Origin of the sequence: Demequina sp. NBRC 110052, assembly GCF_002090075.1 — a bacterium.
Classification (GTDB): Bacteria; Actinomycetota; Actinomycetes; order Actinomycetales; family Demequinaceae; genus Demequina.
This window is the reverse complement of record NZ_BBRI01000002.1, coordinates 423767-444002: the sequence shown is the minus strand read 5'-3', so window position 1 is coordinate 444002 and position 20236 is coordinate 423767. Positions and strand designations below refer to the sequence as shown.

21 protein-coding genes and 2 tRNA genes are annotated in these 20236 nt (G+C 69.8%); 12 read left to right on the top strand and 11 right to left on the bottom strand.

The genetic code is table 11. From position 1 onward, the window contains the following. Positions 1-85: 85 nt before the first annotated feature. Positions 86-159 (top strand) — tRNA-Ile (locus B7K21_RS02105). A gap of 102 nt (positions 160-261) precedes the next feature. Here the strand turns inward: B7K21_RS02105 and B7K21_RS02100 are convergent. From B7K21_RS02100 to B7K21_RS02085, 4 genes are all read right to left on the bottom strand, one after another. Next, entirely contained in the window at positions 262-795 is a 534-nt protein-coding gene (locus tag B7K21_RS02100) for a hypothetical protein (RefSeq protein WP_084073361.1), read from the bottom strand. Positions 796-908: 113 nt separating this feature from the next. After that, positions 909-1949, bottom strand: coding sequence for a hypothetical protein (locus tag B7K21_RS02095; RefSeq protein WP_084073360.1), 1041 nt, complete (start codon positions 1947-1949; stop codon positions 909-911). Further along, positions 1946-2491 carry an RNA polymerase sigma factor gene (locus B7K21_RS02090; RefSeq protein ID WP_084073359.1) on the bottom strand — a complete coding sequence of 182 codons (546 nt, stop codon included), beginning with the start codon at positions 2489-2491 and terminating at the stop codon, positions 1946-1948. Before B7K21_RS02090 ends, B7K21_RS02095 begins: the two co-directional genes overlap by 4 nt. A gap of 192 nt (positions 2492-2683) precedes the next feature. Continuing rightward, the gene (locus B7K21_RS02085; RefSeq protein WP_084073358.1) at positions 2684-4687 is read right to left on the bottom strand and encodes a hypothetical protein; all 2004 of its coding nucleotides are present in this window, start codon (positions 4685-4687) and stop codon (positions 2684-2686) included. A gap of 206 nt (positions 4688-4893) precedes the next feature. Here B7K21_RS02085 and B7K21_RS02080 point away from each other — a divergent pair, with 206 nt between their 5' ends. Further along, positions 4894-5190 carry a DUF1905 domain-containing protein gene (locus B7K21_RS02080; RefSeq protein ID WP_084073357.1) on the top strand — a complete coding sequence of 99 codons (297 nt, stop codon included), beginning with the start codon at positions 4894-4896 and terminating at the stop codon, positions 5188-5190. On the opposite strand, the gene B7K21_RS02075 is transcribed toward B7K21_RS02080, so the two are convergent. After that, positions 5187-6092: an NAD(P)H-hydrate dehydratase gene (locus B7K21_RS02075; RefSeq protein WP_159448380.1), complete on the bottom strand. Its 906-nt coding sequence runs from the start codon at positions 6090-6092 to the stop codon at positions 5187-5189. The genes B7K21_RS02080 and B7K21_RS02075 overlap by 4 nt on opposite strands. A 36-nt stretch (positions 6093-6128) precedes the next feature. Between B7K21_RS02075 and def the strand changes: the two genes are divergently transcribed. From def to B7K21_RS02060, 3 genes are all read left to right on the top strand, one after another. Further along, positions 6129-6626, top strand: coding sequence for a peptide deformylase (gene def, locus B7K21_RS02070; protein WP_084074763.1), 498 nt, complete (start codon positions 6129-6131; stop codon positions 6624-6626). 159 nt (positions 6627-6785) lie between these two features. Further along, the gene (locus B7K21_RS02065) at positions 6786-7283 is read left to right on the top strand and encodes a DUF3145 domain-containing protein (protein ID WP_084073356.1); all 498 of its coding nucleotides are present in this window, start codon (positions 6786-6788) and stop codon (positions 7281-7283) included. Beyond that, on the top strand, positions 7280-7648 hold the full coding sequence (locus B7K21_RS02060; RefSeq protein WP_144016022.1) for a DUF4440 domain-containing protein: 369 nt from the start codon (positions 7280-7282) through the stop codon (positions 7646-7648). Before B7K21_RS02065 ends, B7K21_RS02060 begins: the two co-directional genes overlap by 4 nt. Before the next feature lie 152 nt (positions 7649-7800). On the opposite strand, the gene fabF is transcribed toward B7K21_RS02060, so the two are convergent. The 6 genes from fabF to aceE all read right to left on the bottom strand — a co-directional run bounded on the left by fabF (position 7801) and on the right by aceE (position 15548). Beyond that, complete coding sequence (gene fabF / locus B7K21_RS02055; protein WP_084073354.1) at positions 7801-9036, bottom strand: beta-ketoacyl-ACP synthase II; 1236 nt, start codon at positions 9034-9036, stop codon at positions 7801-7803. A gap of 97 nt (positions 9037-9133) precedes the next feature. Next, positions 9134-9382, bottom strand: a complete 249-nt coding sequence (locus tag B7K21_RS02050) for an acyl carrier protein (protein ID WP_084073353.1) — start codon at positions 9380-9382, stop codon at positions 9134-9136. An 83-nt stretch (positions 9383-9465) separates the two neighbouring features. Next, positions 9466-10467 carry a beta-ketoacyl-ACP synthase III gene (locus tag B7K21_RS02045; protein WP_084073352.1) on the bottom strand — a complete coding sequence of 334 codons (1002 nt, stop codon included), beginning with the start codon at positions 10465-10467 and terminating at the stop codon, positions 9466-9468. Further along, entirely contained in the window at positions 10464-11378 is a 915-nt protein-coding gene (locus B7K21_RS02040) for an ACP S-malonyltransferase (protein WP_084073351.1), read from the bottom strand. Before B7K21_RS02040 ends, B7K21_RS02045 begins: the two co-directional genes overlap by 4 nt. 78 nt (positions 11379-11456) lie before the next feature. Further along, positions 11457-12626 carry a CdaR family transcriptional regulator gene (locus B7K21_RS02035; RefSeq protein WP_084073350.1) on the bottom strand — a complete coding sequence of 390 codons (1170 nt, stop codon included), beginning with the start codon at positions 12624-12626 and terminating at the stop codon, positions 11457-11459. Positions 12627-12833: 207 nt separating this feature from the next. Then, positions 12834-15548: a pyruvate dehydrogenase (acetyl-transferring), homodimeric type gene (gene aceE, locus B7K21_RS02030; RefSeq protein ID WP_144016021.1), complete on the bottom strand. Its 2715-nt coding sequence runs from the start codon at positions 15546-15548 to the stop codon at positions 12834-12836. A gap of 342 nt (positions 15549-15890) precedes the next feature. Here aceE and B7K21_RS02025 point away from each other — a divergent pair, with 342 nt between their 5' ends. The 7 genes from B7K21_RS02025 to B7K21_RS01995 all read left to right on the top strand — a co-directional run bounded on the left by B7K21_RS02025 (position 15891) and on the right by B7K21_RS01995 (position 20157). Then, entirely contained in the window at positions 15891-16319 is a 429-nt protein-coding gene (locus tag B7K21_RS02025) for a DUF3052 domain-containing protein (protein WP_234989138.1), read from the top strand. Beyond that, positions 16316-16780 (top strand): redoxin domain-containing protein, encoded by a 465-nt coding sequence (locus B7K21_RS02020; RefSeq protein WP_234989137.1) that lies wholly within the window; start codon positions 16316-16318, stop codon positions 16778-16780. Before B7K21_RS02025 ends, B7K21_RS02020 begins: the two co-directional genes overlap by 4 nt. Before the next feature lie 28 nt (positions 16781-16808). Next, positions 16809-16882 (top strand) — tRNA-Val (locus tag B7K21_RS02015). Between the two features lie 81 nt (positions 16883-16963). After that, positions 16964-17815, top strand: a complete 852-nt coding sequence (locus B7K21_RS02010; protein ID WP_159448379.1) for a potassium channel family protein — start codon at positions 16964-16966, stop codon at positions 17813-17815. A gap of 9 nt (positions 17816-17824) precedes the next feature. Further along, the gene (locus B7K21_RS02005; RefSeq protein ID WP_084073343.1) at positions 17825-18652 is read left to right on the top strand and encodes a Nif3-like dinuclear metal center hexameric protein; all 828 of its coding nucleotides are present in this window, start codon (positions 17825-17827) and stop codon (positions 18650-18652) included. Positions 18653-18670: 18 nt separating this feature from the next. After that, positions 18671-19402, top strand: a complete 732-nt coding sequence (locus tag B7K21_RS02000; RefSeq protein ID WP_200806227.1) for a zinc ribbon domain-containing protein — start codon at positions 18671-18673, stop codon at positions 19400-19402. 2 nt (positions 19403-19404) lie between these two features. Next, the gene (locus B7K21_RS01995; protein WP_084073341.1) at positions 19405-20157 is read left to right on the top strand and encodes a histidine phosphatase family protein; all 753 of its coding nucleotides are present in this window, start codon (positions 19405-19407) and stop codon (positions 20155-20157) included. Positions 20158-20236 lie beyond the last annotated feature (79 nt).

The following is a 20236-nucleotide window of genomic DNA, read 5'->3' as shown; positions in this document are numbered from 1 at the left end:
ACGATCTCAGGGGCCGCGACGACCACCTTTCGGGCAGAGCCGATGCCCCCGCTAGGCTGGTCTCCCGCGCGGCCGTGCCGCGCTCGGGCCAGTAGCTCAGCCGGTTAGAGCAGTGGACTCATAATCCATCGGTCGCGGGTTCAAGTCCCGCCTGGCCCACCTCGGCGAGGGGTCTGCATGGGAGAGGTCGCTCGTTGAAGTCCGCTCGAGGGAGACGATCAACTCGAACCGCCGGGGCCCCGGTGCCACTCTCGGTGTCGGCTAGTCCCCAAGGAGACGGCCGTCGCGGTCGGTGGCGTTGCCGTAGATCATGGTGAGGATGCGGTCGCCGCAGTCCACGCGCTGACGCGTTCCGAGGCTTCCTGTGGCCAAGTCGAGGTCGGCAAGCCAGCACTGTGCTGTCGTCTCGGTAGCGGTGGTCGCCATGAGCACCGTTTCGGATGAGCCGGTGCCGACGTCCATCGCGTGGACCGATGCCGCGGAACCGGAGAGGTCGACATCGAGCAAGTAGGACCCGTATCTAAGCGAGTTGTCCAGTCCGTCAACGACCGCGTCCGGCAGCCCGACCAGGGCGGTCAGCGGATAGCTCTGGCGGAAGCCCTCCGGCCGGTCGAAGCACGGGGCGATCTTCGCTGTGACCCGGGTCTGCTCGGTCAGGCCCGCGATATCGCCCTGGCGAGCCCGGAGGCATTCGATCGACTCGGCGTGCGACTCTGCCATCGCGCGTTCGGCACGTTCCTCGGCCTCGGGGTAGCCGCGTTGTGACAGCGCCGCTACGAGCGCGAACACGAGCACGCAGCCTGCTACGAGAACGACGAGGGCCGCGACGCCGCAACCTTGCAGGACGGTTCTCGTTGGACTTCTCTCGGACATGCGTCCCTTTCGGCTCAGCGCGCAGGTGACGCGCGTCAGCCCGCCTCGACGGTGGTGATGGCGTCCACGAAGCGGAAGACGGCGTCGAGGTCGGTTCCTGTGAGGATGAGGTGAGCTTCGTCGAGCACGGGGATGCTCATCGTGTAAACGCCCGTCGTGTCGTCGAGTGAGGCGATCGAGCCGTCGGCGAAGACGTCGGTGGCGACGACTGATGCGTCGCCGGTCCCGACCGTCTCGCTGCCCCCGCCGGACAGCACGGCGACCAGCCGAACCGTGATGACGTCGGTCGTCTCGCGGGATGCGTACGACTGCGGAATGACGAGATCCTCGTCGCTGGCATCGGGTGTGGAAGGCGCAATCACGACGTAGCCCGGTGGTACGTCGCTTGCTGGGAGGGGGCTATTCAGGCGCTCTCCAACCCAGTCGGGCCAGTTCAGAAGGCTGTAGTCAGGCGCGGCGAACCCGGACAGGAGGTACGTCTCGAGCACTTCGCCGGTGGCAGCATCGATCAGGACGAGGCTGTTCGCTGGCCATTCCGGGTCGCGCGCTGGCACAACGAAGTCGCCATCGAGCGTGGCGTAGGCACCGAGCGCCGCACGGTCGCTTCGGTACGCCGCCTCGACCATGGTGTAGTCGACCGTATTGATTAGCACCGTGTCGGGATGATCAAGGATCCGCGGGTCGGATTCGTCCCAACGCTCGCACGGGAGGCTCACCGGCGTGGAGTTCCACCAGCCTTCAAGCCCTCCGATGTCTCCCGCGGGTTTGCCTGGGACGATAGTTGCGGGAGCACATCCAGGCGCGCCGGACTCTTCCACGACAGCAGGTGTCGGGCTCGGAGATGCGCTGGGTACTTCGGCGGGTGCCGCCTCAGGCGCGCCTGGCCACTGCAGCACGCCGACGGCGGCGGTTCCCAGGATTGCGATCCCGGCGGCCGACGCGAGCGCGGCCCGGCTGGAGCGGTGCCGGGCGATCCGCTTCTCCACAGCGGAGATCTCGTTGCGCAGTATGGTGTGGTCGAATCCTGCACCGGCGAGGGAGTGGAGCTGCTTGAGGCTGTCGTAGGGCTCACTCATCGCTGATCCCTCCTTTGCGCCCGGACAGGTACGGTCTCCCCGTCCACGTCTTCCCACGTGGGCAGTACGGCCCGCAGTTGTTCGCGGGCGTCGGACAGGTATCGCTTGACTGTGCCCGGAGCTAGTTCGAGGGTGTCGGCGATCGCGTCGATCGTGAGGTCGTCGATGAACCTCAGGGCCACGCATGCCCGCACCTGCGGCGCAAGCGTCATGAGCGCGGCCTGCAGATCCAACGCCGACCCGACGTCGATCGCGTGGTCGGCTGCGGCGGGCAACCGGGTGGTCCACTCCTTGAGGTCCCCACCTGTGTCCACGACGCGCGGCCGCGCTGCGGCCCGGCGTGACCGGTCGATGAACGCGGTGGAGATCGCACGCTTCACGTACGCGTGCGCAGCCTCGATCGATGTGGCGTGTCGGCCGCTGCGGAACGCCCTCACCAGCGCGTCCTGCAGCAGATCCTCGGCCTCATGAAGGTCACCGGTCAGCACATACGCGAAACCGAAGAGCGCGCGACCCCGCTCGCGCACCACCCGCTCCAGCATTCCCCGCCACTGGCTCACTCGTCCAAGCCCCCACTCGTCATGCAAGCAACAACGCAATCATGGCCCCAATGCGTTGGTGCGCAGACGCGCCAGGCTTGTTGGAGGCGACCGCTTCCGCTCAGCGCCGTTCTCGTGTAGGGGGCACGCGACAAGATGCTCGTGCGTCGGCCAACGTTCCGCTTGTGTCGGCGACTACGCGTCGACGCTCTCGCGGTCCTCGGTGCGACGCCTGTGTTCGGGCATGACGCGGAAGAGGAACCACGCCGCGACCGAAATCACGGCGAAGCCGGCGCAGATCGCCACCCAGCGCAGCACCGAGAGCTCCGTGGACTCCCAACTGGTGCCCAGGGGCACGGCGATGAAGACGAACGCGCCCGCAGCGATGAAGTACGCGGCAGCCCAGATGCGCTGATCCCAGTCGTGGAGTGCCTTGCCCTCGAGGTACTCGAATGGCAGCAGTCCCACGAGGAGGACGGTGAGCGCCTCCAGAGAGGTGGCCGCGAGCGTGTCCTCGAGGAGGCCCACGATGAAGATGTCGGACCCTCCCGTGATGCCGAGCAGCGCGCTCAGACCGAGCCACGAGGCAACGCCGAGCACGAGCATGGATCCCGCTCCTACCAGCGCGAGCCTGCCTTCGGCCTCTCGCGACTGCTGGCGGGCCAGCGTGACGCCCACGACGAGGCCGAACAGCAGGCTGGGCGAGAGTTCGAGCGCGCGCGAAGCGATCACAGAGATCGCGGCGATGATCATGCCTCCTGGAAGCGGCGACAGGCGTCCGTCGACGCTGAGTCGTCGCCGGGCGTAGGACAGCTTCACGGAGTTGAGGGCGACGTTCAGCAGATAGAGCGACAGGTAGAGCGCGAGGAACGTGCGAATCGACCACGCGTTGAACCCGAACTGTGGTTCGGAGAACCCGAGGATGAGTGCCGTCGCGCCCACAGAGAAGGCGCTGCCCACCCACGGGTTGTCCAGCGAGGGCGGGATCAGATTACGCACGCGTCGCACGCGCTTGCGTGCAGGCGCCATCCACGCGAAGGCGCGACCGTAGTTCTCGGTGAGGGTCGACTGCAGAAGCTCGGCGGGCAGCGCGGCGAGCAGTACGAAGATCACCGCGAGACCTCCCGTCGCGGCGACCGACCAGGCAGTGATTTCGCGCAGCTTGAACGGGATGAGGCGGTCCGCGAGGTGGGTGGTCTCCTCCTCGACGGCGGGCTCGACGGCGGGTTCGATGACGGGAGCTGGCGCGTCCGGCAGGTCGGCGAGCACGCGGGTTTCGACGATCGCCGGCACCACGGTGACGCCAACCGACGCGACGGAGGCCTCGAACCCCTCTGCGGTGAGCGTGGCGACGATCTCGTGTCCGCCTGGCGGTGCCGTCTCGGGCAGCGTGAACGGCGCGCTGAGCGAGCCGGTGGCGTCCACGACGGCGTCGACGAGCGGCACTGGGTCGGAGTGGAGTTCGACGGACACCTGGGCGCCCTGGGGCAGGCCCGACGCAAGGGCCGAGAAGGTCTGACCGGCTCGCAGGGGAGCGTTCGCGAGGGGCTTGCCGTCGGCGTCTACGAGCACGAAGCTCCACTCGAGAACGTCGAGGATTTCGGGTGCGGGCGCTGGCGCGGGTGCGGAGCGCGGGGGAGTCGGCTGCGGGGCCTGTGGCGGCGGGGCCGGCGCTGCGGGAGGCTGCGGCTGGGGCTTCGCCTGAGCGGGCGGCGGCTCGGGTTCGTTCCGCACCACCGGCAGGTCGACTCTGAGTCGTGCCGTGGTGGTGCTCACGGTCCGCTCGCCGTCCTTGCCGACATGCTGCTGGACCGTGATGAGGTAGGAACCAGTCGCGAGCGGGGTGGCGACGGTGCAGCTCCAGCCGCCCTGCCCGGTGGCGGTGGCGCCTGCGCACGCGACGCCGGATACCGAGCCGCCTGCATCGGGCGTGCCGGAGACGACGACGGAGAGTCGTCCGTCGGCGTTCGGTCCCCCAGGGGTGCCGACGCCGGTGATCGTGGGTGTGGCGGTCGTGACGTGCAGCGCGCCGCCGCCATGGACCTGGAGTCGCGGGGCTGAGTTGCCGTGCGCCTCCTCGGGTGCGTCGGCCGCTGCAGACGCAGCTCCGCCGACAAGCGCGGCGCACGTGGCCAGCAGTACGAGCAGAAGTGGAATGGGGGCGAACCCGCGAGCAAGCGCGATCGACGACCGTGCCATGACAGCCTCCCTCAGTGGGGCGCCGTGGCAAGGGGACACTGTGTGGCCACGTCGCGCCCCCACTGAGCAGGTTAGTGTGATCTACGTCACACCGCGAGCACAGAGGTCGCGATTTTACTCGGCGGAAACATTCCTCCACCTGAAGCGGTAGCGGGGTCTCCGGGTCGGCCCACGACAGTGTCGGCGGCCGGTGCTAGCGTCCCTCCATGCAGCGCTACAGCTTCCGGGGCAGCCTCTACCTCTGGGAGGCTCGCGTCGACTCGTGGGTCTTCGTCGACCTGCCCGAGGACCTCGCGGACGAGATCGAGGACCTCCAGCATGGTCCGCGCCGGGGCTTCGGCGCGGTCAAGGTGGAGGTCACCGTCGGTGCCACGACGTGGCGGACCTCGATCTTCCCCTCCAAGGAGCGCGCCACGTTCGTGATGCCCGTCAAGGGCGCGGTCATCAAGGCGGAGGGCCTTGAACTGGGCGAGGAGATCCACGTCGAGATCTCGCTGGTCTAGCCAGACTGCGGCGTCTCGCCTCGCGGTGCAACGAGCGAGGCGACGACGCGCGGCACGGCGTGCGCGACATCCAGCGCCGTGATCGGCCCGCCTGCACCCGTCGGCGCGTCGGGGTCATCGCCCGAGGCGAGGGCCGCCGCCCGGGCATGAACCCACGCGGCGATGCGCCCAGCGTCGGGCGCGTGGAGACCCGAGGCCAGCAGCGCACCCGCGATGCCCGCGAGCACGTCGCCTGCCCCGGCCGTCGCGAGCCATGGCGTCGCCGTGGCGAGGGTCGTCAGGCCACCGCCGGGCGTGGCGACGAGCGTATTCGAGCCCTTGAGCAGGACGGTCGCGCGAGCGGTCTCCGCGAGCAGCCGCGCATGGCCCGCGCGGTCGCGGCGGACGTCGTCGGCAGTCACGTCGTGACGCACCGCGCCGAGCGCGCGCACGAGCTCGCCCTCGTGAGGCGTCAGCAGCACCGACTCCGCGCCAGCGCGGCGATCCCCGGCGTAGCGCGCCCGAACGCACGCCTCGAGCGCACCCGCATCGACGACGCAGGGGAGCCCTGACGCGAGCACTGCACCGACGACGGCCTCCTGGCCTGGGTGGTCCGCGACTCCTGGTCCGATGACCCAGGCCGATGCGCGGGGCAGCCGCTCCACGGCGTCGGAGTCCGCGTGCACGACCACCTCTGGCCGACGCGCCAGCACCAGGTCCTGCGCGCGGCCCGGACCGACGTATCGAATCAGGCCCGTACCCGCGGCAGCGGCGCCGCTCGTGCACAGGACGGCCGCCCCCGGATACGCATCCGATCCTGCGACGATCCCCAGCACGCCACGCGAGTACTTGTCGTCATCGTGACAGGGTCGCGGCCACAGGCGCGCGACGTCATCTCCGAGCGCCAGGTCGTGTGCATCCACGAACCCAGCGTGGCACAGGCGTGGAACAATGTGCGCATGGCATTCCGTGACATCCGTGTGACCGGCGACCCCGTGCTCCGCACGCCCTGCGAGCCCATCAACGACATCGACGAACGGGTCCGTCAGCTCGTCGAGGATCTGGTCGAGACCGTGGACTACGACGGCAGGGCCGGACTCGCCGCCAATCAGATCGGTGTGAGCCTGCGAGCCTTCTCGTGGAACATCGACGGAGACATCGGTTACATCCTCAACCCCGTGATCACCGAGAACTCCGAGGAACTGCAGGAGCTCGGCGAGGAGGGCTGCCTCTCCGTGCCGGGCCTGTGGTACCCGTGCGAGCGACCCGCCTACGCCAAGGCCGAGGGCATCGACCTGGACGGCAACCCGGTGACGATCGAGGGCGAGGAGATCTGGGCGCGCCTCATCAACCACGAGTGCGACCACCTCGACGGGCACCTCTACCTCGATCGGCTCGCCAAGGACGTGCGCAAGCGCGCCATGCGTGAGCTTCGCGAGTCGCTCGAGAAGGCCTGACACCTCGCCTCGCGCTTCGGCAAGCCCGACGCGGCGGCCCGCTTCCGTGCGGGGTGCTGGCATTTCCGCCCTGCGTGGGGCACGATAGACACACACCCGGTCACGCCGGACGTCCTTCGAGGTCGTAGGGGAAGACGCACCTCACAGGAAGGAAGGGTCATGGCTGCCATCACCCGCGGTGTTCTTTTCGTGCACTCCGCCACGCGCGCAATGTGCCCGCACATCGAGTGGGCCGCGCAGGGAGTGCTCGGTTCGCGCGCCCATTTCGAGTGGATCGATCAGCCCGCCGGCGCGCAGATGTTCCGCGCCGAAGTGGCCTGGCAGGGACGCCCCGGCACCGGCGCGCAACTCGCGTCCGCGCTGCGCGGTTGGGAGCACGTCCGGTACGAGGTGACCGAGGACCCGTCGTTCGGCTGCGACGGCGGACGCTGGATGCACACGCCGTCCCTCGGTATCTTCCACGCCGTCACCGACGTCCACGGCAACATCGTGGTGCCCGAGGACCGCATCCGCGCCGTCATGGAGGCCGGCGGTTCGGCCGCGGACTTCTCGCGCGCTATGAACCTCGCACTCGGCTCAGCCTGGGACGAGGAGCTGGAGCCGTTCCGCTACGCCGGTCACGGAGCCCCAGTGCGCTGGCTTCACCGCGTGGGGTGACAGTGGAGCTCGGGCGCGAGGTGACGCTGCTTCTCCAGGCGATGGAGGAGGCGATGTGGCGCCCCGAGACGCGCTTCGACTCCGACTACATGGATGCGATCCTCGCGCCCGACTTCACGGAGGTGGGCCAGTCGGGCCGCATCTGGTCCCGCGACGAGATCGTCCACTCGCCGTACCAGGAGATCGACGTCGCCCTGCCGTTGACCGACTTCCGGGTGCAGGGCGTGTGCGAGCACGGCGCGCTGGTGCTCTACACATCGGTGCCCGAGCGCGCGGCGCGTGGCGCGGCCCACCGCAGCTCGGTGTGGGCGCTCACCGACCGCTGGCGTCTCTCGTACCACCAGGGCACCCCGGTCGACCTCTAGATCGGGCTGAGGCTAGCGACACGTCAAGCGGTGCCGACCACCACCGCGCGACAGTGCGAACCCAAGTGAAGCGCGACACGCGGGCCGCACGCCCGCAGGGGCCGAACGGCCCGCGTGTCGGGCTGAGATTGGTTCGTACTGTGGGCAGGGCGTCAAGCGGTGCCGAACACCACCGCGACGTTGTGGCCGCCGAACCCGAACGAGTTGTTGATCGCGGCGAGCTGGCCCTCGGCGGGCAGCGCGCGAGGCGTGTCTCGCACCAGGTCGACCTGCAGTTCCGGGTCCGGCTCGTCGACGTTGATCGTCGGGGGAGCAGTGCGGGTCTCGAGCGCCTTGATGGTGAACACCGACTCGAGAGCGCCAGCGCCGCCGAGCAGGTGCCCGGTCATCGACTTGGTGGCTGACAGCAGCACCTGGTCGGCGTGGGACCCCAGCAGCGCGCGGATGCCGCGCGCCTCGATCATGTCGCCCACCGGCGTGGAGGTCGCGTGGGCATTGACGTGCGAGATGTCAGCGGTGGTGAGGCCTGCGCGCTCGAGCGCGAGCTCCATCGCGCGAGTCTGACCGGCGCCGTTGGGCTCGGGGGCTGCGATGTGGTGGGCGTCGGCCGTCATGCCGAGGCCCAGGACGCGGGCGTAGATGCGTGCGCCGCGCGCCTTGGCGTGCTCCTCGGACTCGAGGACGACCACGCCGGAGCCCTCGCCGAGCACGAAGCCGTCGCGCTTGACGTCGTAGGGGCGGGAGGCCGCCGCGGGGTCGTCGTTGCGCTTGGACAGCGCCTGCATCGACGCGAAGGCCGTAATGGGCAGCGGGTGGATGGCGGCCTCGGTGCCGCCTGCGATCACGACGTCGGCGCGGCCGGATTCGATCATCTCGAAGCCCATGCCGATCGCCTCGGCGCCGGACGCGCACGCGGACACGGGGGAGTGGGCGCCTGCGCGCGCCGTGAACTCGAGCGACACGTAAGCGGTCGGCGAGTTCGGCATCAGCATCGGCACCGTGAGGGGCAGGACGCGGTTCGCTCCGCGCTCCTTCAGGGTGTCCCACGCGCTCAGCAGCGTCCAGACGCCGCCGATGCCGGAGGACACGATCGAGCCGAGGCGCTCGGGGTCGACCTCGGGCGAGCCAGCGTCAGACCAGGCCTCGCGTGCGGCGACGATCGCCATCTGCGCGCTCGGGTCCATGCGCTTGGTCTCGGGGCGGCTCAGGACTTCCTCGGGGCGCACCGCGAGCTGTCCCGCGAACGTGACGGGCACGCCCCACTTCTCATGCCAGTCGTTGTCGAGCGTACGCACGCCCGAGCGGCCCGCGAGGGCGCCCTCCCAGGTGCTCGCGACATCGCCTCCCAGGGGTGAGGTGGTGCCAAGTCCGGTGACGACGACAGTCATGGTGATCCTTCCGGGGACGACGACGGTGCGGGCGCGGTTCGCGCCGAGTGGTGCAGGCTGCGGGCGGCGCGGACGGTAGCCCGCGCCGCCGACGCGATCAGGCCTGCGCGTTGACGATGTAGGTGACGGCGTCGCCGACGGTCACGAGGTTCTTGACCTCCTCGTCGGGGATGCGCACGTCGAACTTCTCCTCCGCGAGCGTCACGATGGTCATCATCGACAGCGAGTCGATGTCGAGGTCGTCCGTGAAGGACTTGTCGAGCTGCACGTCGGCAGCGTCGATGCCGGTCTCCTCGACGACGATCTCGGCCAGGCCCTCAAGGACCTCGTTCTGGGCAAGCGCCATGTCATTCTCCTTGTGATCGCGACCCCGGTGCGGGGCCGTGGGGGTTCGGGGTGAACTCTCTCAAACTAGTGGGGACGGGCCCGTCAGGGCAGGACCACGACCTGCGCGGCGTACACGAGTCCGGCGCCGAAGCCGATCTGCAGCGCAAGATCGCCGGACTTCGCGACGCCGTCGCGCAGCACGCGCTCTGTCGCAAGCGGGATCGACGCCGCCGAGGTGTTGCCGGAGTCGACGATGTCCTTCGCGACCACCACGTGCTTGGGCAGGCCGATCTGCTTGACCATCTGGTCGATGATGCGGATGTTCGCCTGGTGCGGGATGAAGACGTCGATGTCGTCGGGCGTCACGCCCGCCGCCTCGATGGCCTCCAGGGCGATCTTGGGCATCTTGAATGAGGCCCACTTGAAGACGCTCGGTCCCTCCTGGCGCAGCGTCGGGAACGCGGTGCCAGGCACGTCGCGCACATCGAGCCACGAGGAAGTCTGACGGATCAGGTCGGCGCCTGCGCCCTCGGATCCCCACACCGTGGGGCCGATGCCGGGCGTGTCCGATGCTCCGATCACCACGGCTCCTGCGGCGTCACCGAGGAGGTACGAGATGGAGCGGTCGGCAGGGTCGACGAAGTCGGACAGCTTCTCGGCTCCGATGACGAGCACGTACTTCGCGGCACCGGAGCGCACCAGCGCGTCGCCCTGTCCGATGCCGTAGCAGTAACCCGCACACGCGGCAGAGATGTCGAAGGCCGCGGCAGGCGTGGCGCCCAGGCGGTCGGCGAGCACAGGAGCGCCGCCTGGCGTGATGTGCGGGTACGAGATCGTGGACAGGATCACGGCCTCGATCTGGCTCGGCTCGAGACCCGCCTGCGCGATCGCGTCGCGCGCCGCCCTCTCGGACAAGTCGATCACCGACGTGTCCTCGTTCGCGCGCACGCGCGTGACGATGCCAGTCATCTTCTGGATCCACTCGTCCGAGGAGTTGATCGGCTCGATCAGGTCGTCGTTCGGGACGGCGTTCTCGCCGCGGGCGACGCCGAGGCCGAGGATGCGGGTGTACTCGGGTCCTCGGCGGACGTTCAGGGTGGTCACGCGTGTGCCTCCAGGAGCTCGCGGGCTGCGGGCAGGTCGTCGGGAGTCTTCAGGGCGACGGACGGCACTCCTCGCATGGCTCGCTTGGCGAGGCCGGTGAGGACGCCGCCTGGCGCCACCTCCAGTATCCCCGTCACGCCCAGCTCGAGAAGCCGCTCCATGCACAGGTCCCACCGCACGGGGTTGGCCACCTGCGTGACGAGCCGGGAGAGCGCGTCGTCGCCGGCGGTGACGACCGCGCCCTCGGCGTTGGACAGCAGAGTCACGGAGGGGTCCTGCCGGGTGATGCCCTCAGCGGCCGAGGCAAGGGCGTCCACAGCGGGCGCCATGTAGGACGTGTGGAACGCGCCGGCGACTTGCAGCTCGATCACGCGGGCACGTGCGGGAGGCCCGGCCACAAGCGCGTCGATCGCATCCTTGGACCCTGCTGCGACGACCTGGCCGCCTCCATTGACGTTCGCGGGCGTGAGGCCGAGCGCGGCAAGGCGTGCGGCAACCTCGTCGGCGTCGCCGCCGAGCACGGCGGCCATCGAGGTCGGTTCCGCGGAGGCGGCGGCTTCCGCCATGGCGCGACCGCGCACCGTCACGAGAGACACCGCGTCCGCATCGGAGACGACGCCCGCGAGCGCGGCGGCGCCGAACTCTCCCACCGAGTGGCCGGCGACCACGCCGGGAACGCTAGAGCCGAGCGCCTCGCGGCCTGTTGCGAGCGCGGTGGCGACCAGCAGCGGCTGCGCGATGGCAGTGTCGCGGATCGTGTCGGCGTCGGAGGTGGTGCCATGAGCGACGAGGTCGACCTCTGTGGCTTCCGACAAAGCATGGAGGCGCTCCGCGACCGAGTCCAGCTCGAGCCATGGCGCGAGCATTCCGGGGGTCTGGGCGCCCTGACCGGGGCACAGGACGGCAAGCATGGTCCTAGACTGCCTCACGCTCGCGACTTTCGCCGCGCCGACGCTTTCACGAAAGACGCGCCCAGTTCTGTGGGATTCCTACAAAGACGCGCGAGCGCCGTCCCGCAGACGGCCCAGTGCGAAGGCTGTTTCCAGCACGTGCGCGTCTCTCGTGCTCAGCACGTCCCAGCCAGTGAGCTCCGCGACCTTCTTGAGGCGGTAGCGGACCGTGTTGGCGTGGACGAACATCGTCCTCGCCGCGTGCTCGAGCGAGCGCCCGCAGTCGAGGAACGTGGAGACGGTTTCGGTGAGCGCGCCTCCGGCCTTCACGATGGGGTCGTACGCGATCGCGAGCAGCCGTTCACGTGCCACGGGATCGCCGACGAGCACGCGCTCGGGCAGGAGATCGTCCGCGGCGACAGGGCGCGGGGTCAGTGCCCACGCGGGCGCGGCCATGACTCCGTGGATCGCGGCACGGGTGGCGCGTGCGACCTCGACGAGCGTGACAGCGTCGGGGCCGATGACCACAGGACCCGAGCCGAAGTTCGTCAGCAGGTGGCGCGCGAGCGCGCCGTGGTCCTCGTCCGAGCGCGCCACGACGACGAGCTCTTCGCCATGAATGCCGACGAGGGCGCCGGTAGCGGCACGGCGGATGGAGCGCCTCACCTCGGCCGACTGTACCTCGCCCAGCTGGCCGTCCGTGAGGCCGACCATCACCAGCGTTGGGCCGGGCTTCCAGCCGAGCGCCGCTGCGCGTGAGGGGAGGGAGTCGTCGACCTCGCCGCGCACGAGTGCATCGATCACGAGCGCCTCGAGTCGCGCGTCCCACGCGCCGCGCGACTCGGCGGCACGTGCGTAGACCTCGGCCGCGGAGAAGGCGATCTCGCGCGAGTAGCGCAGCACCGCCTCGCGCAGCTGGGCCTCGCCTCCGGGCGCGGCGAACTCGTCGGAGTGGCTCTCGACGACCTTGACCACCGTGCGCACGATCGAGAGCGTGTGCTGGAGCGAGATCACTCGCGTGAGCTCGGGCGGCGCCGCGGCGAACACCTCGATCGCGGAGCGGGTGCTCTCGCCGGGATCCGCGAACCATGAGATGAACGAGTCGATGCCCGCCTGCGCGACGATGCCTACCCAGGATCGTTCCTGCGCGGGAAGCGCGCGGAACCACGGGTACTCGGCGTCGAGCGTCTTGAGGGCGGCCGTCGCGAGGCGGCCCCCTCCCGCCCGGAGTCGGCGCAGGGTATCTGCGCGGATCTCGGCTTGGGGCATGAGCGTGATTCTAGAGCCCCGTTGTGGGCTCTCCACAACGGGATGCCCCCAATGCTGGGGGCATCGTGCCCCGAAATGCCCCGTTTCTCTCGAGAGTCTCCACAGGCAACCGGTTCGCTGTGGAGAACCGGAGTCTCTATCTCCGCGCATAGACGAAGGCCCCGTCCGCATGCGCGGACGGGGCCTTCGGGAGCGGTGCCGGGGTTCCTAGGCGTCGCCGCCCGCGTTGCCCGACGTGCCCTTGGTGACGTCGTGCAGGTCGTACTTCGCGATCGCCTGAGCAGTGGTGCCGGGGGCGACCTGGCCCGCACGCTCAAGCTGCTGGAGCACCTTGACCGCAGTCGACGGACCGTCGATCTTGAAGTAGCGACGCGCGGCCGCACGGGTGTCGGAGAAGCCGAAGCCGTCGGCGCCGAGGGTGGCGTACGTGCCCGGGATCCACGCGCGCACCTGGTCGGGGACCAGGTGGTCGAAGTCCGTGGTCGCGACGAACGGGCCCTGGGCCCCGGACAGCTTCGCGGTGAGGTACGGCGTGCGGACGGGCTGATCGGGGTGCAGGAACGCGGCCTCCTCAGCGGCAAGCGCCTCGCGGCGCAGCTCGCTCCACGAGGTCACCGACCACACCGCGGCACGGACGCCCCAGTGAGCCTGGAGCAGCTCCTGCGCCTCGAGCGCCCACGGCACGGCGACGCCGGAGGCGAGGATCTGCGCCTCGGGGCCCTCGCCCGCAGGTGCCACGGCGATGCGGTGGATGCCCTTGAGGATGCCCTCGACGTCCACGTCCTCCGGCTCGGCGGGCTGCTGGATCGGCTCGTTGTACACCGTCAGGTAGTACATGACGTTGGGGTCGCGACCGTCCTCGGGCCCGTACATCCGCTCGATGCCGTCCTTGACGATGTGGCGAATCTCGTAGCCGAACGCCGGGTCGTACGTGATGACGGCCGAGTTCGTGCCGGCGATGAGCGGCGAGTGCCCGTCGGCGTGCTGCAGGCCCTCACCGGTGAGCGTGGTGCGGCCGGCGGTGGCGCCGATGATGAAGCCTCGCGTCATCTGGTCGCCCGCCGCCCAGAACTGGTCGCCCGTGCGCTGGAACCCGAACATCGAGTAGAAGATGTAGAACGGGATCAGCGGCTCGCCGTGCGTGGCGTACGAGGTGCCCACGGCCTGGAACGCGGCGGCCGAGCCGGCCTCGTTGATGCCGGTGTGCATGATCTGACCGGCCTCGGACTCCTTGTAGCTGAGCATCAGCTCGCGGTCCACCGGCAGGTAGTTCTGGCCCTTGGTGTTGAAGATCTTCGCGCTGGGGAAGATCGAGTCCAGGCCGAACGTGCGTGCCTCGTCGGGGATGATCGGCACGATGCGGTGGCCGAAGCCCTTGTCCTTGACGAGGTCCTTGAACAGGCGGACGAACGCCATCGTGGTGGCGACCTCCTGCTTGCCGGAGCCCTTCGCGAGCAGCTCGTACGCCTTGGGGTCCGGCATGTCGATCTGCGTGTTCGGGTCGCGGCGCTCGGGCACCCAGCCGCCCAGCTGCTTGCGGCGGTCCAGCATGTACTGGATCGCCGGGTCGTCGAAGCCGGGGTGGTAGTACGGCGGGTTGTACGGGTCCGCCTCGAGCTGCTCGTCCGTGAACGGGATGTCGAAGGTGTCGCGCAGCACCTTGAGATCGGCCATCGCGAGCTTCTTCATCTGGTGCGTCGAGTTGCGCGCCGCGAAGTTCGAACCGAGGCCGTAGCCCTTGATGGTCTTCGCGAGGATGACGGTCGGCTTGCCGTTCTTCTCCGACGTGGCCCGCGCGTACGCGGCGTACAGCTTGCGGTAATCGTGGCCGCCGCGCTTGAGCGCCCAGATCTCGTCGTCCGTCATGTCCTTGACGAGTTCCTTGGCGCGCGGGTCGCCGCCGAAGAACTGGTCACGGATGAACGCGCCGGACTCGGCACGGAAGGTCTGGAAGTCGCCGTCCGGCACCGTGTTCATGAGGTTGACCAGGGCACCGTCCTCGTCGCGCTTGAGCAGCGGGTCCCAGCCGCGGCCCCACACGACCTTGATGACGTTCCAGCCGGCGCCGCGGAAGAACGCCTCGAGCTCCTGGATGATCTTGCCGTTGCCTCGCACGGGGCCGTCGAGGCGCTGCAGGTTGCAGTTCACCACGAACGTGAGGTTGTCGAGCCCCTGGTTCGCGGCCAACTGGAGCATGCCGCGCGACTCGGGCTCGTCCATCTCGCCGTCGCCGAGGAAGGCCCACACGTGCTGGTCGGACGTGTCCTTGAGCCCGCGCATCTGCAGGTAGCGGTTGGTCCAGGCCTGGTAGATGGCTGAGGCGGGGCCCAGGCCCATCGACACCGTGGGGAACTCCCAGACGTCGGGCATGAGGCGCGGGTGCGGGTAGGACGAGAGGCCGCGGCCGGGGGCCGAGTGCTCCTGACGGAACGAGTCGAGGTCCTCCTCGGAGAAGCGGCCCTCGACGAGGCCGCGGGCGTACACGCCGGGCGCGGCGTGGCCCTGGAAGTAGATCTGGTCGCCGCCGCTCGGGTGGTCCTTGCCCTTGAAGAAGTGGTTGAGACCCACCTCGTACAGCGTCGCCACGGACGCGTACGACGAGATGTGTCCGCCGACGCCCTTGCCTGCCGCCTGCGCGCGCGTGACCATGACGGCCGCGTTCCAGCGGATCCAGCCGCGGTAGCGGCGCTCGATCTCCTCGTCGCCGGGGAACTCGGGCTCGTCGTCCGCGTGGATGGTGTTGACGTACGGGGTGTTGAGGCTCAGCGGCACCGACAGCTGCTTCTTGGCAGCGTGGTCGACCATGCGCTCGATCACGTATTCGGCGCGGCTCTCGCCGCCGGTCTCGATCAATCCGTCGAGCGACTCGAGCCACTCTGAGGTCTCGTTGGGGTCCTTGTCTACCTCGCCGTGCAGGCTCACGGGGTCGCCTTCCTCTCGGGCGCAGGGGTGGTGCGCCGCCGAAATGGGGGAGCGGCGGAGATACCGCCTTTCCCGGCCATTCTTGTCACATCCGAGGGCGTTGTCACGCCAGCGCACGGCGCACGGCCCGTGCGAGCGCCCGACGCGGGGGTCGCCTGGTGCGCCCCGGGGTGCCCGCGTGCGCGGCTCGCGCGCGCCCTGGACTCGACCCGGGGAGAAGGCGAGACGCCGGAGAGGATGCTTCGGCGTCGGGCGATTGCACCCCTGACGCACGGACCTCTACGCTTGAGCGCAAGCCCGCCGACCGGCGCGGCCATCGACGACGAAGGGAGCGCCGCCACCGTGGCGACACAGGAGGGCGCGAGTGCCGCGGACAACGGCGTCATCGCCAGGTTCGGCTTCAAGGCCGGGCAGATCATCCAGGAGTACGGCTACGACGACGACGTGGACGAGGCTCTGCGCGAGTCCATCGAGGACGTCACGGGCGAGCAGCTCGCCGATGAGGACTTCGGCGACGTGGTCGACGGTGCCATCGTCTGGTACCGCGACGGAGACGGCGATCTGGCCGATCTGCTGATGGACGTGCAGTCCCTCCTCGACGACGGTTGCGGCGTGTGGCTGCTGTCGCCCAAGGCAGGCAGCCCGGGCGCGGTCGAGCCGCGCGACGTCGAGGAGTCGTCCTCGCTCGCTGGCCTGCACGCGACCTCGACGTTCGTCGTGGGCGGCTCATGGTGGGCCACGCAGCTCGTCGAGAAGGGCCGCAGCAAGTGACGAACCCCCTCGTGGGGCACCCCGCGCCCGCGTTCTCGCTCACGGACCAGCACGGGCGCCAGGTCTCGCTCGACGACCTTCGCGGTACGGCGACACTGCTCGTCTTCGTGCCGTTCGCGTTCTCCGACACGTGCACGAACGAGCTCATCGATCTTCGCGACGCCGCCGACCTCAGGTCGCGCGACGACCTGCGGGTCGTGGTCGTCTCGTGCGACTCGATGTACACGCTCAAGGCGTGGGGCGACACCCACCGCTTCGCCGAGACCCTGCTGAGCGACTTCTGGCCCCACGGGGATGCGTCGCGCGATTACGGCGTGTTCAACCCACGGAAGGGCCTCGCGACTCGCGGCACGTTCCTCATCGACGCCGAGGGCGTCGTGCGCTGGGCGGTCGTGAATCCCACGGGAGAGGCGCGCGACGTGGATGACTATCGTCGAGAGGTCGCCGCGCTCCTCGGCTGAGCCTCTCCCCTTGGGGGAGAATGCTCACGGGCCCTTAGCTCAGTTGGTTAGAGCACTGCGTTTACACCGCAGGTGTCGTCGGTTCGAGTCCGGCAGGGCCCACCCAGTGCAGGCTGTCGCCTGATCGCTCGCGCCTTGACCGCGCTAGCCTCGTGCACAACGAAGGCGATGGGAGGGGTCCCGATGGCGCTGGACCAGTTGAACGAGTTGACGAGCGGCCGCAAGTACGAGGGCTACCGCGAGAAGACCGATGGTCCGATGGCCGTGCTCGCGTTCGTCTTCCTTGTGGCGTGGTCGGCACGCATCATCGGCTTCCTGTACTTCGACGCGACGACTCGGCATGCGCTCGAGGCGATCCAGATCGCCATCTGGGTGGTGTTCCTCGCAGACCTCATCATCCGCACGGTGCTGTCGGAGAAGTCGTGGCGCTACGTCTGGACCCATCCACTGGACGTCATCGCGGTGCTGCTGCCGGCGGCGCGACCGCTCAAGATTCTCTCGGTCTTCGCGCAGGGCACGTCCCTGCTGTCGAGCGGTGGGCGCATGAAGACGATCCAGGCGGTGGTGCTCTCGACGGTGCTGCTGCTGTGGATCGGCTCGGTCTGGGTGCTCTCCGCCGAACGGGAGGTCGCGGACTCTGCGATCAACACGTTCGGCGATGCGCTGTGGTGGGCGTTCGTGACCGTCACCACCGTGGGATACGGCGACTACGCGCCAGTGTCCGTCACGGGTCGGCTGGTCGCGGGCGGCATGATGCTCCTCGGCATCGCCCTGCTCGGTGTCGTCACCGCCTCGGTGGCGGCATGGTTCGTCTCGATCACCTCGGGCGAGGAGGATGAGCAGCGGGACGACGAGGCCGAGGAGCGTGATGCCGCAGCTCGCGCGGAGTCTCGGGCCAGGGAGGAGGCCCTCGCGGAGCGGATCGCTCACCTCGAGGCGAAGATCGACGTGCTGCTGGCCCACGGCGAGACGCCCGACGCGATCAAGGGCGAGCGCAGGAAGCCCGGTTCGGCTGGGGGCGGCCCCGCGCACTAGCCTGGTGCCATGACCCAGGTCTCCGATGTCGTCACCGCTCTCGAGCAGCGCTACCCGCCTCGCCTCGCGGAGGGCTGGGACCGCAACGGACTCGTGGTCGGGCGCCCGAGTGCGACGGTCGAGAAGGTGCTCCTGGCCGTGGACCCGGTGCTCGCGGTGCTCGAGGAGGCCGTGGATGAGGACTGCGACCTGATCGTCACGCACCACCCGCTGCTGCTGCGAGGCGTCACGACTGTGCGCGCCGACACTGCGAAGGGCGCGATGGTCCACGAGCTCATCGAGCGCGGCATCGCGCTGTTCAACGCGCACACCAACGCCGACGCGGCGGCCGGGGGAGTGGCCGACGCGCTCGCGGCCGATCTGGGCGTCGTCGACGTGGTCCCGCTCGTGCCCGATGCGGCGGACCCGGCTCTCGGCTCGGGCCGCGTGGGGCGGCTGGCTGATCCGTGCACGCTCCACCAGTTCGCTGAGCGGGTCGCCGAGGTGCTTCCGGCGACCGCTCACGGTGTGCGCGTGGCGGGCGACCTCGCGGGTCGCGTGGAGACGGTCGCCGTGCTCGGCGGCTCCGGGGACTCCTTCCTTGATGCCGTGCGCGCCGCAGGCGCCGACGTGTACGTCACTGCCGATCTGCGCCACCACCCCGCCTCCGAGGCGCGCGAGCTCGCGGCGCTCGGCGATGGGCGCCCCTACCTGGTGGACGTCGCGCACTTCGCGTCGGAGTGGTCGTGGCTGCGAGGAGCCGCACAGCACCTCGAGGACGCGCTTGGACTTGAGACCCACGTGAGCACGCTCACGACCGATCCGTGGACCGCGCGCTTCGGCGCGACCGGTTCCTGAATGCCGAGGAGACCCATCGTGGCCACCGCACCCGCAGCAGACCAGCGTCGACTGCTTGATGTCCAGGACGCCGATCTGCGCGCCCAGCAGCTGCGCCACCGTCGCGAGACGCTGCCCGAGCATGCGCAGCTCGAGGAGCTCGCGGCGCGTGCCGCCGACCTGCACGAGGAGCGCGTCGCGCGCGGCGCCGAGGTTGGCGACCTCAAGCGCGCCGTGACCAAGGCCGAGGACGACGTGCAGTCGGTGCGCACGCGCGCCGAGCGCGACTCTGCGCGCCTCAACGCGGGTCAGGGCAGTGCCAAGGACCTCCAGGCTCTGCAGAGCGAGCTGGAGGTGCTCGCCCGACGCCAGAGCGACCTCGAGGACGTGGAGATCGAGGCGATGGAACGGCTCGAGGGTGCTGAGGGCACGCTCGCGTCGGCGACGGAGCAGGCCGACGCGATCACCTCGCAGATAGCCGAGGTCGAGGCCGCGCGCGACGCCGCGCTCAAGGAGATCGACGCGGACCTCGCGAAGGTGCACGACGAGCGGGCGGCTGCCGCGGACGGCATCGACGCGGCCCTGCTGGCGCTGTACGACAAGCTTCGCGAACAGCACGGCGGAGTGGGCGCAGCGGCCTTGCAGGGCAGCACGTGCCTGGGCTGCCACATGACGCTCAACGCGGGCGACCTCGCGGCGATCCGGGCCGCAGGCCCGGACACCGTGACCCGCTGCGAGGAGTGCGGCCGCATCCTCGTCCGGAACGCCTGAGCGTGCCGGCGGTCAACAGCGGCACGGGCGACGCGGGGGCCGTCGCTCCCGTGGGTGAGGCGTGGGCGCAGGGGCTCGTGAGTCCTCTCACGCTCGTGTTCGTGCGCCACGGGGTCACCGACATGACGGTGGCGCACCGGTTTTCGGGCGGCGGCGTCGCAGGCCCGCCCCTGAACGCGGCGGGCCGGGTCCAGGCGGCCAAAGCGGCCGACGCGGTCCACAGCATCGGGCGCCGCTCCTTCATGGGCGTGGCGCCCGTGAGCCGCGTGCTCGCCTCGCCCATGACCCGCACGCAGGACACGGGCGGCGCGATCGGGCGCAGGATCGGCGCGCACGTGGAGACCGAGCCGCGACTGCATGAGGTGGACTTCGGCGCGTGGGACGGGCTCACCAGCGACGGCATCGTTGCGCGCGACGGCGCGGAGGCGCTCGCGGCGTGGCGCGCAGGCGAGGCCGCGGCGCCGGACGGCGAGTCCCTGCCGCAGGTCGGTGCGCGCGTCGACGACCTCGTGACGGACCTCGCGCGGGCGCATGCCGACGCGTGTGCCGCCGACGACGCGGCCGCGACTCTCGCGCTCGCCTCGCACGCGGTCGTGATCAAGGCTGCCGTCGGAGTCTCGCTCGGAGCGGCGGTCGGCGCGTGGGGACGGATCTGGCCCGCGCCGGCGTCCCTCACGGTGCTTCAGCTGCGGGTCACTGCGGACGGCGAGATCGCGCAGCGGCACGTCCTCGCGGTGGGCGTGCCGACGCACTGAGCGTCCCCTGAGGGGATGCCCACACCTCGCGAGCCGCGGGCCCGTTCGGGCTTCCGCGCGGGCTATCCTCGCAAGTGAG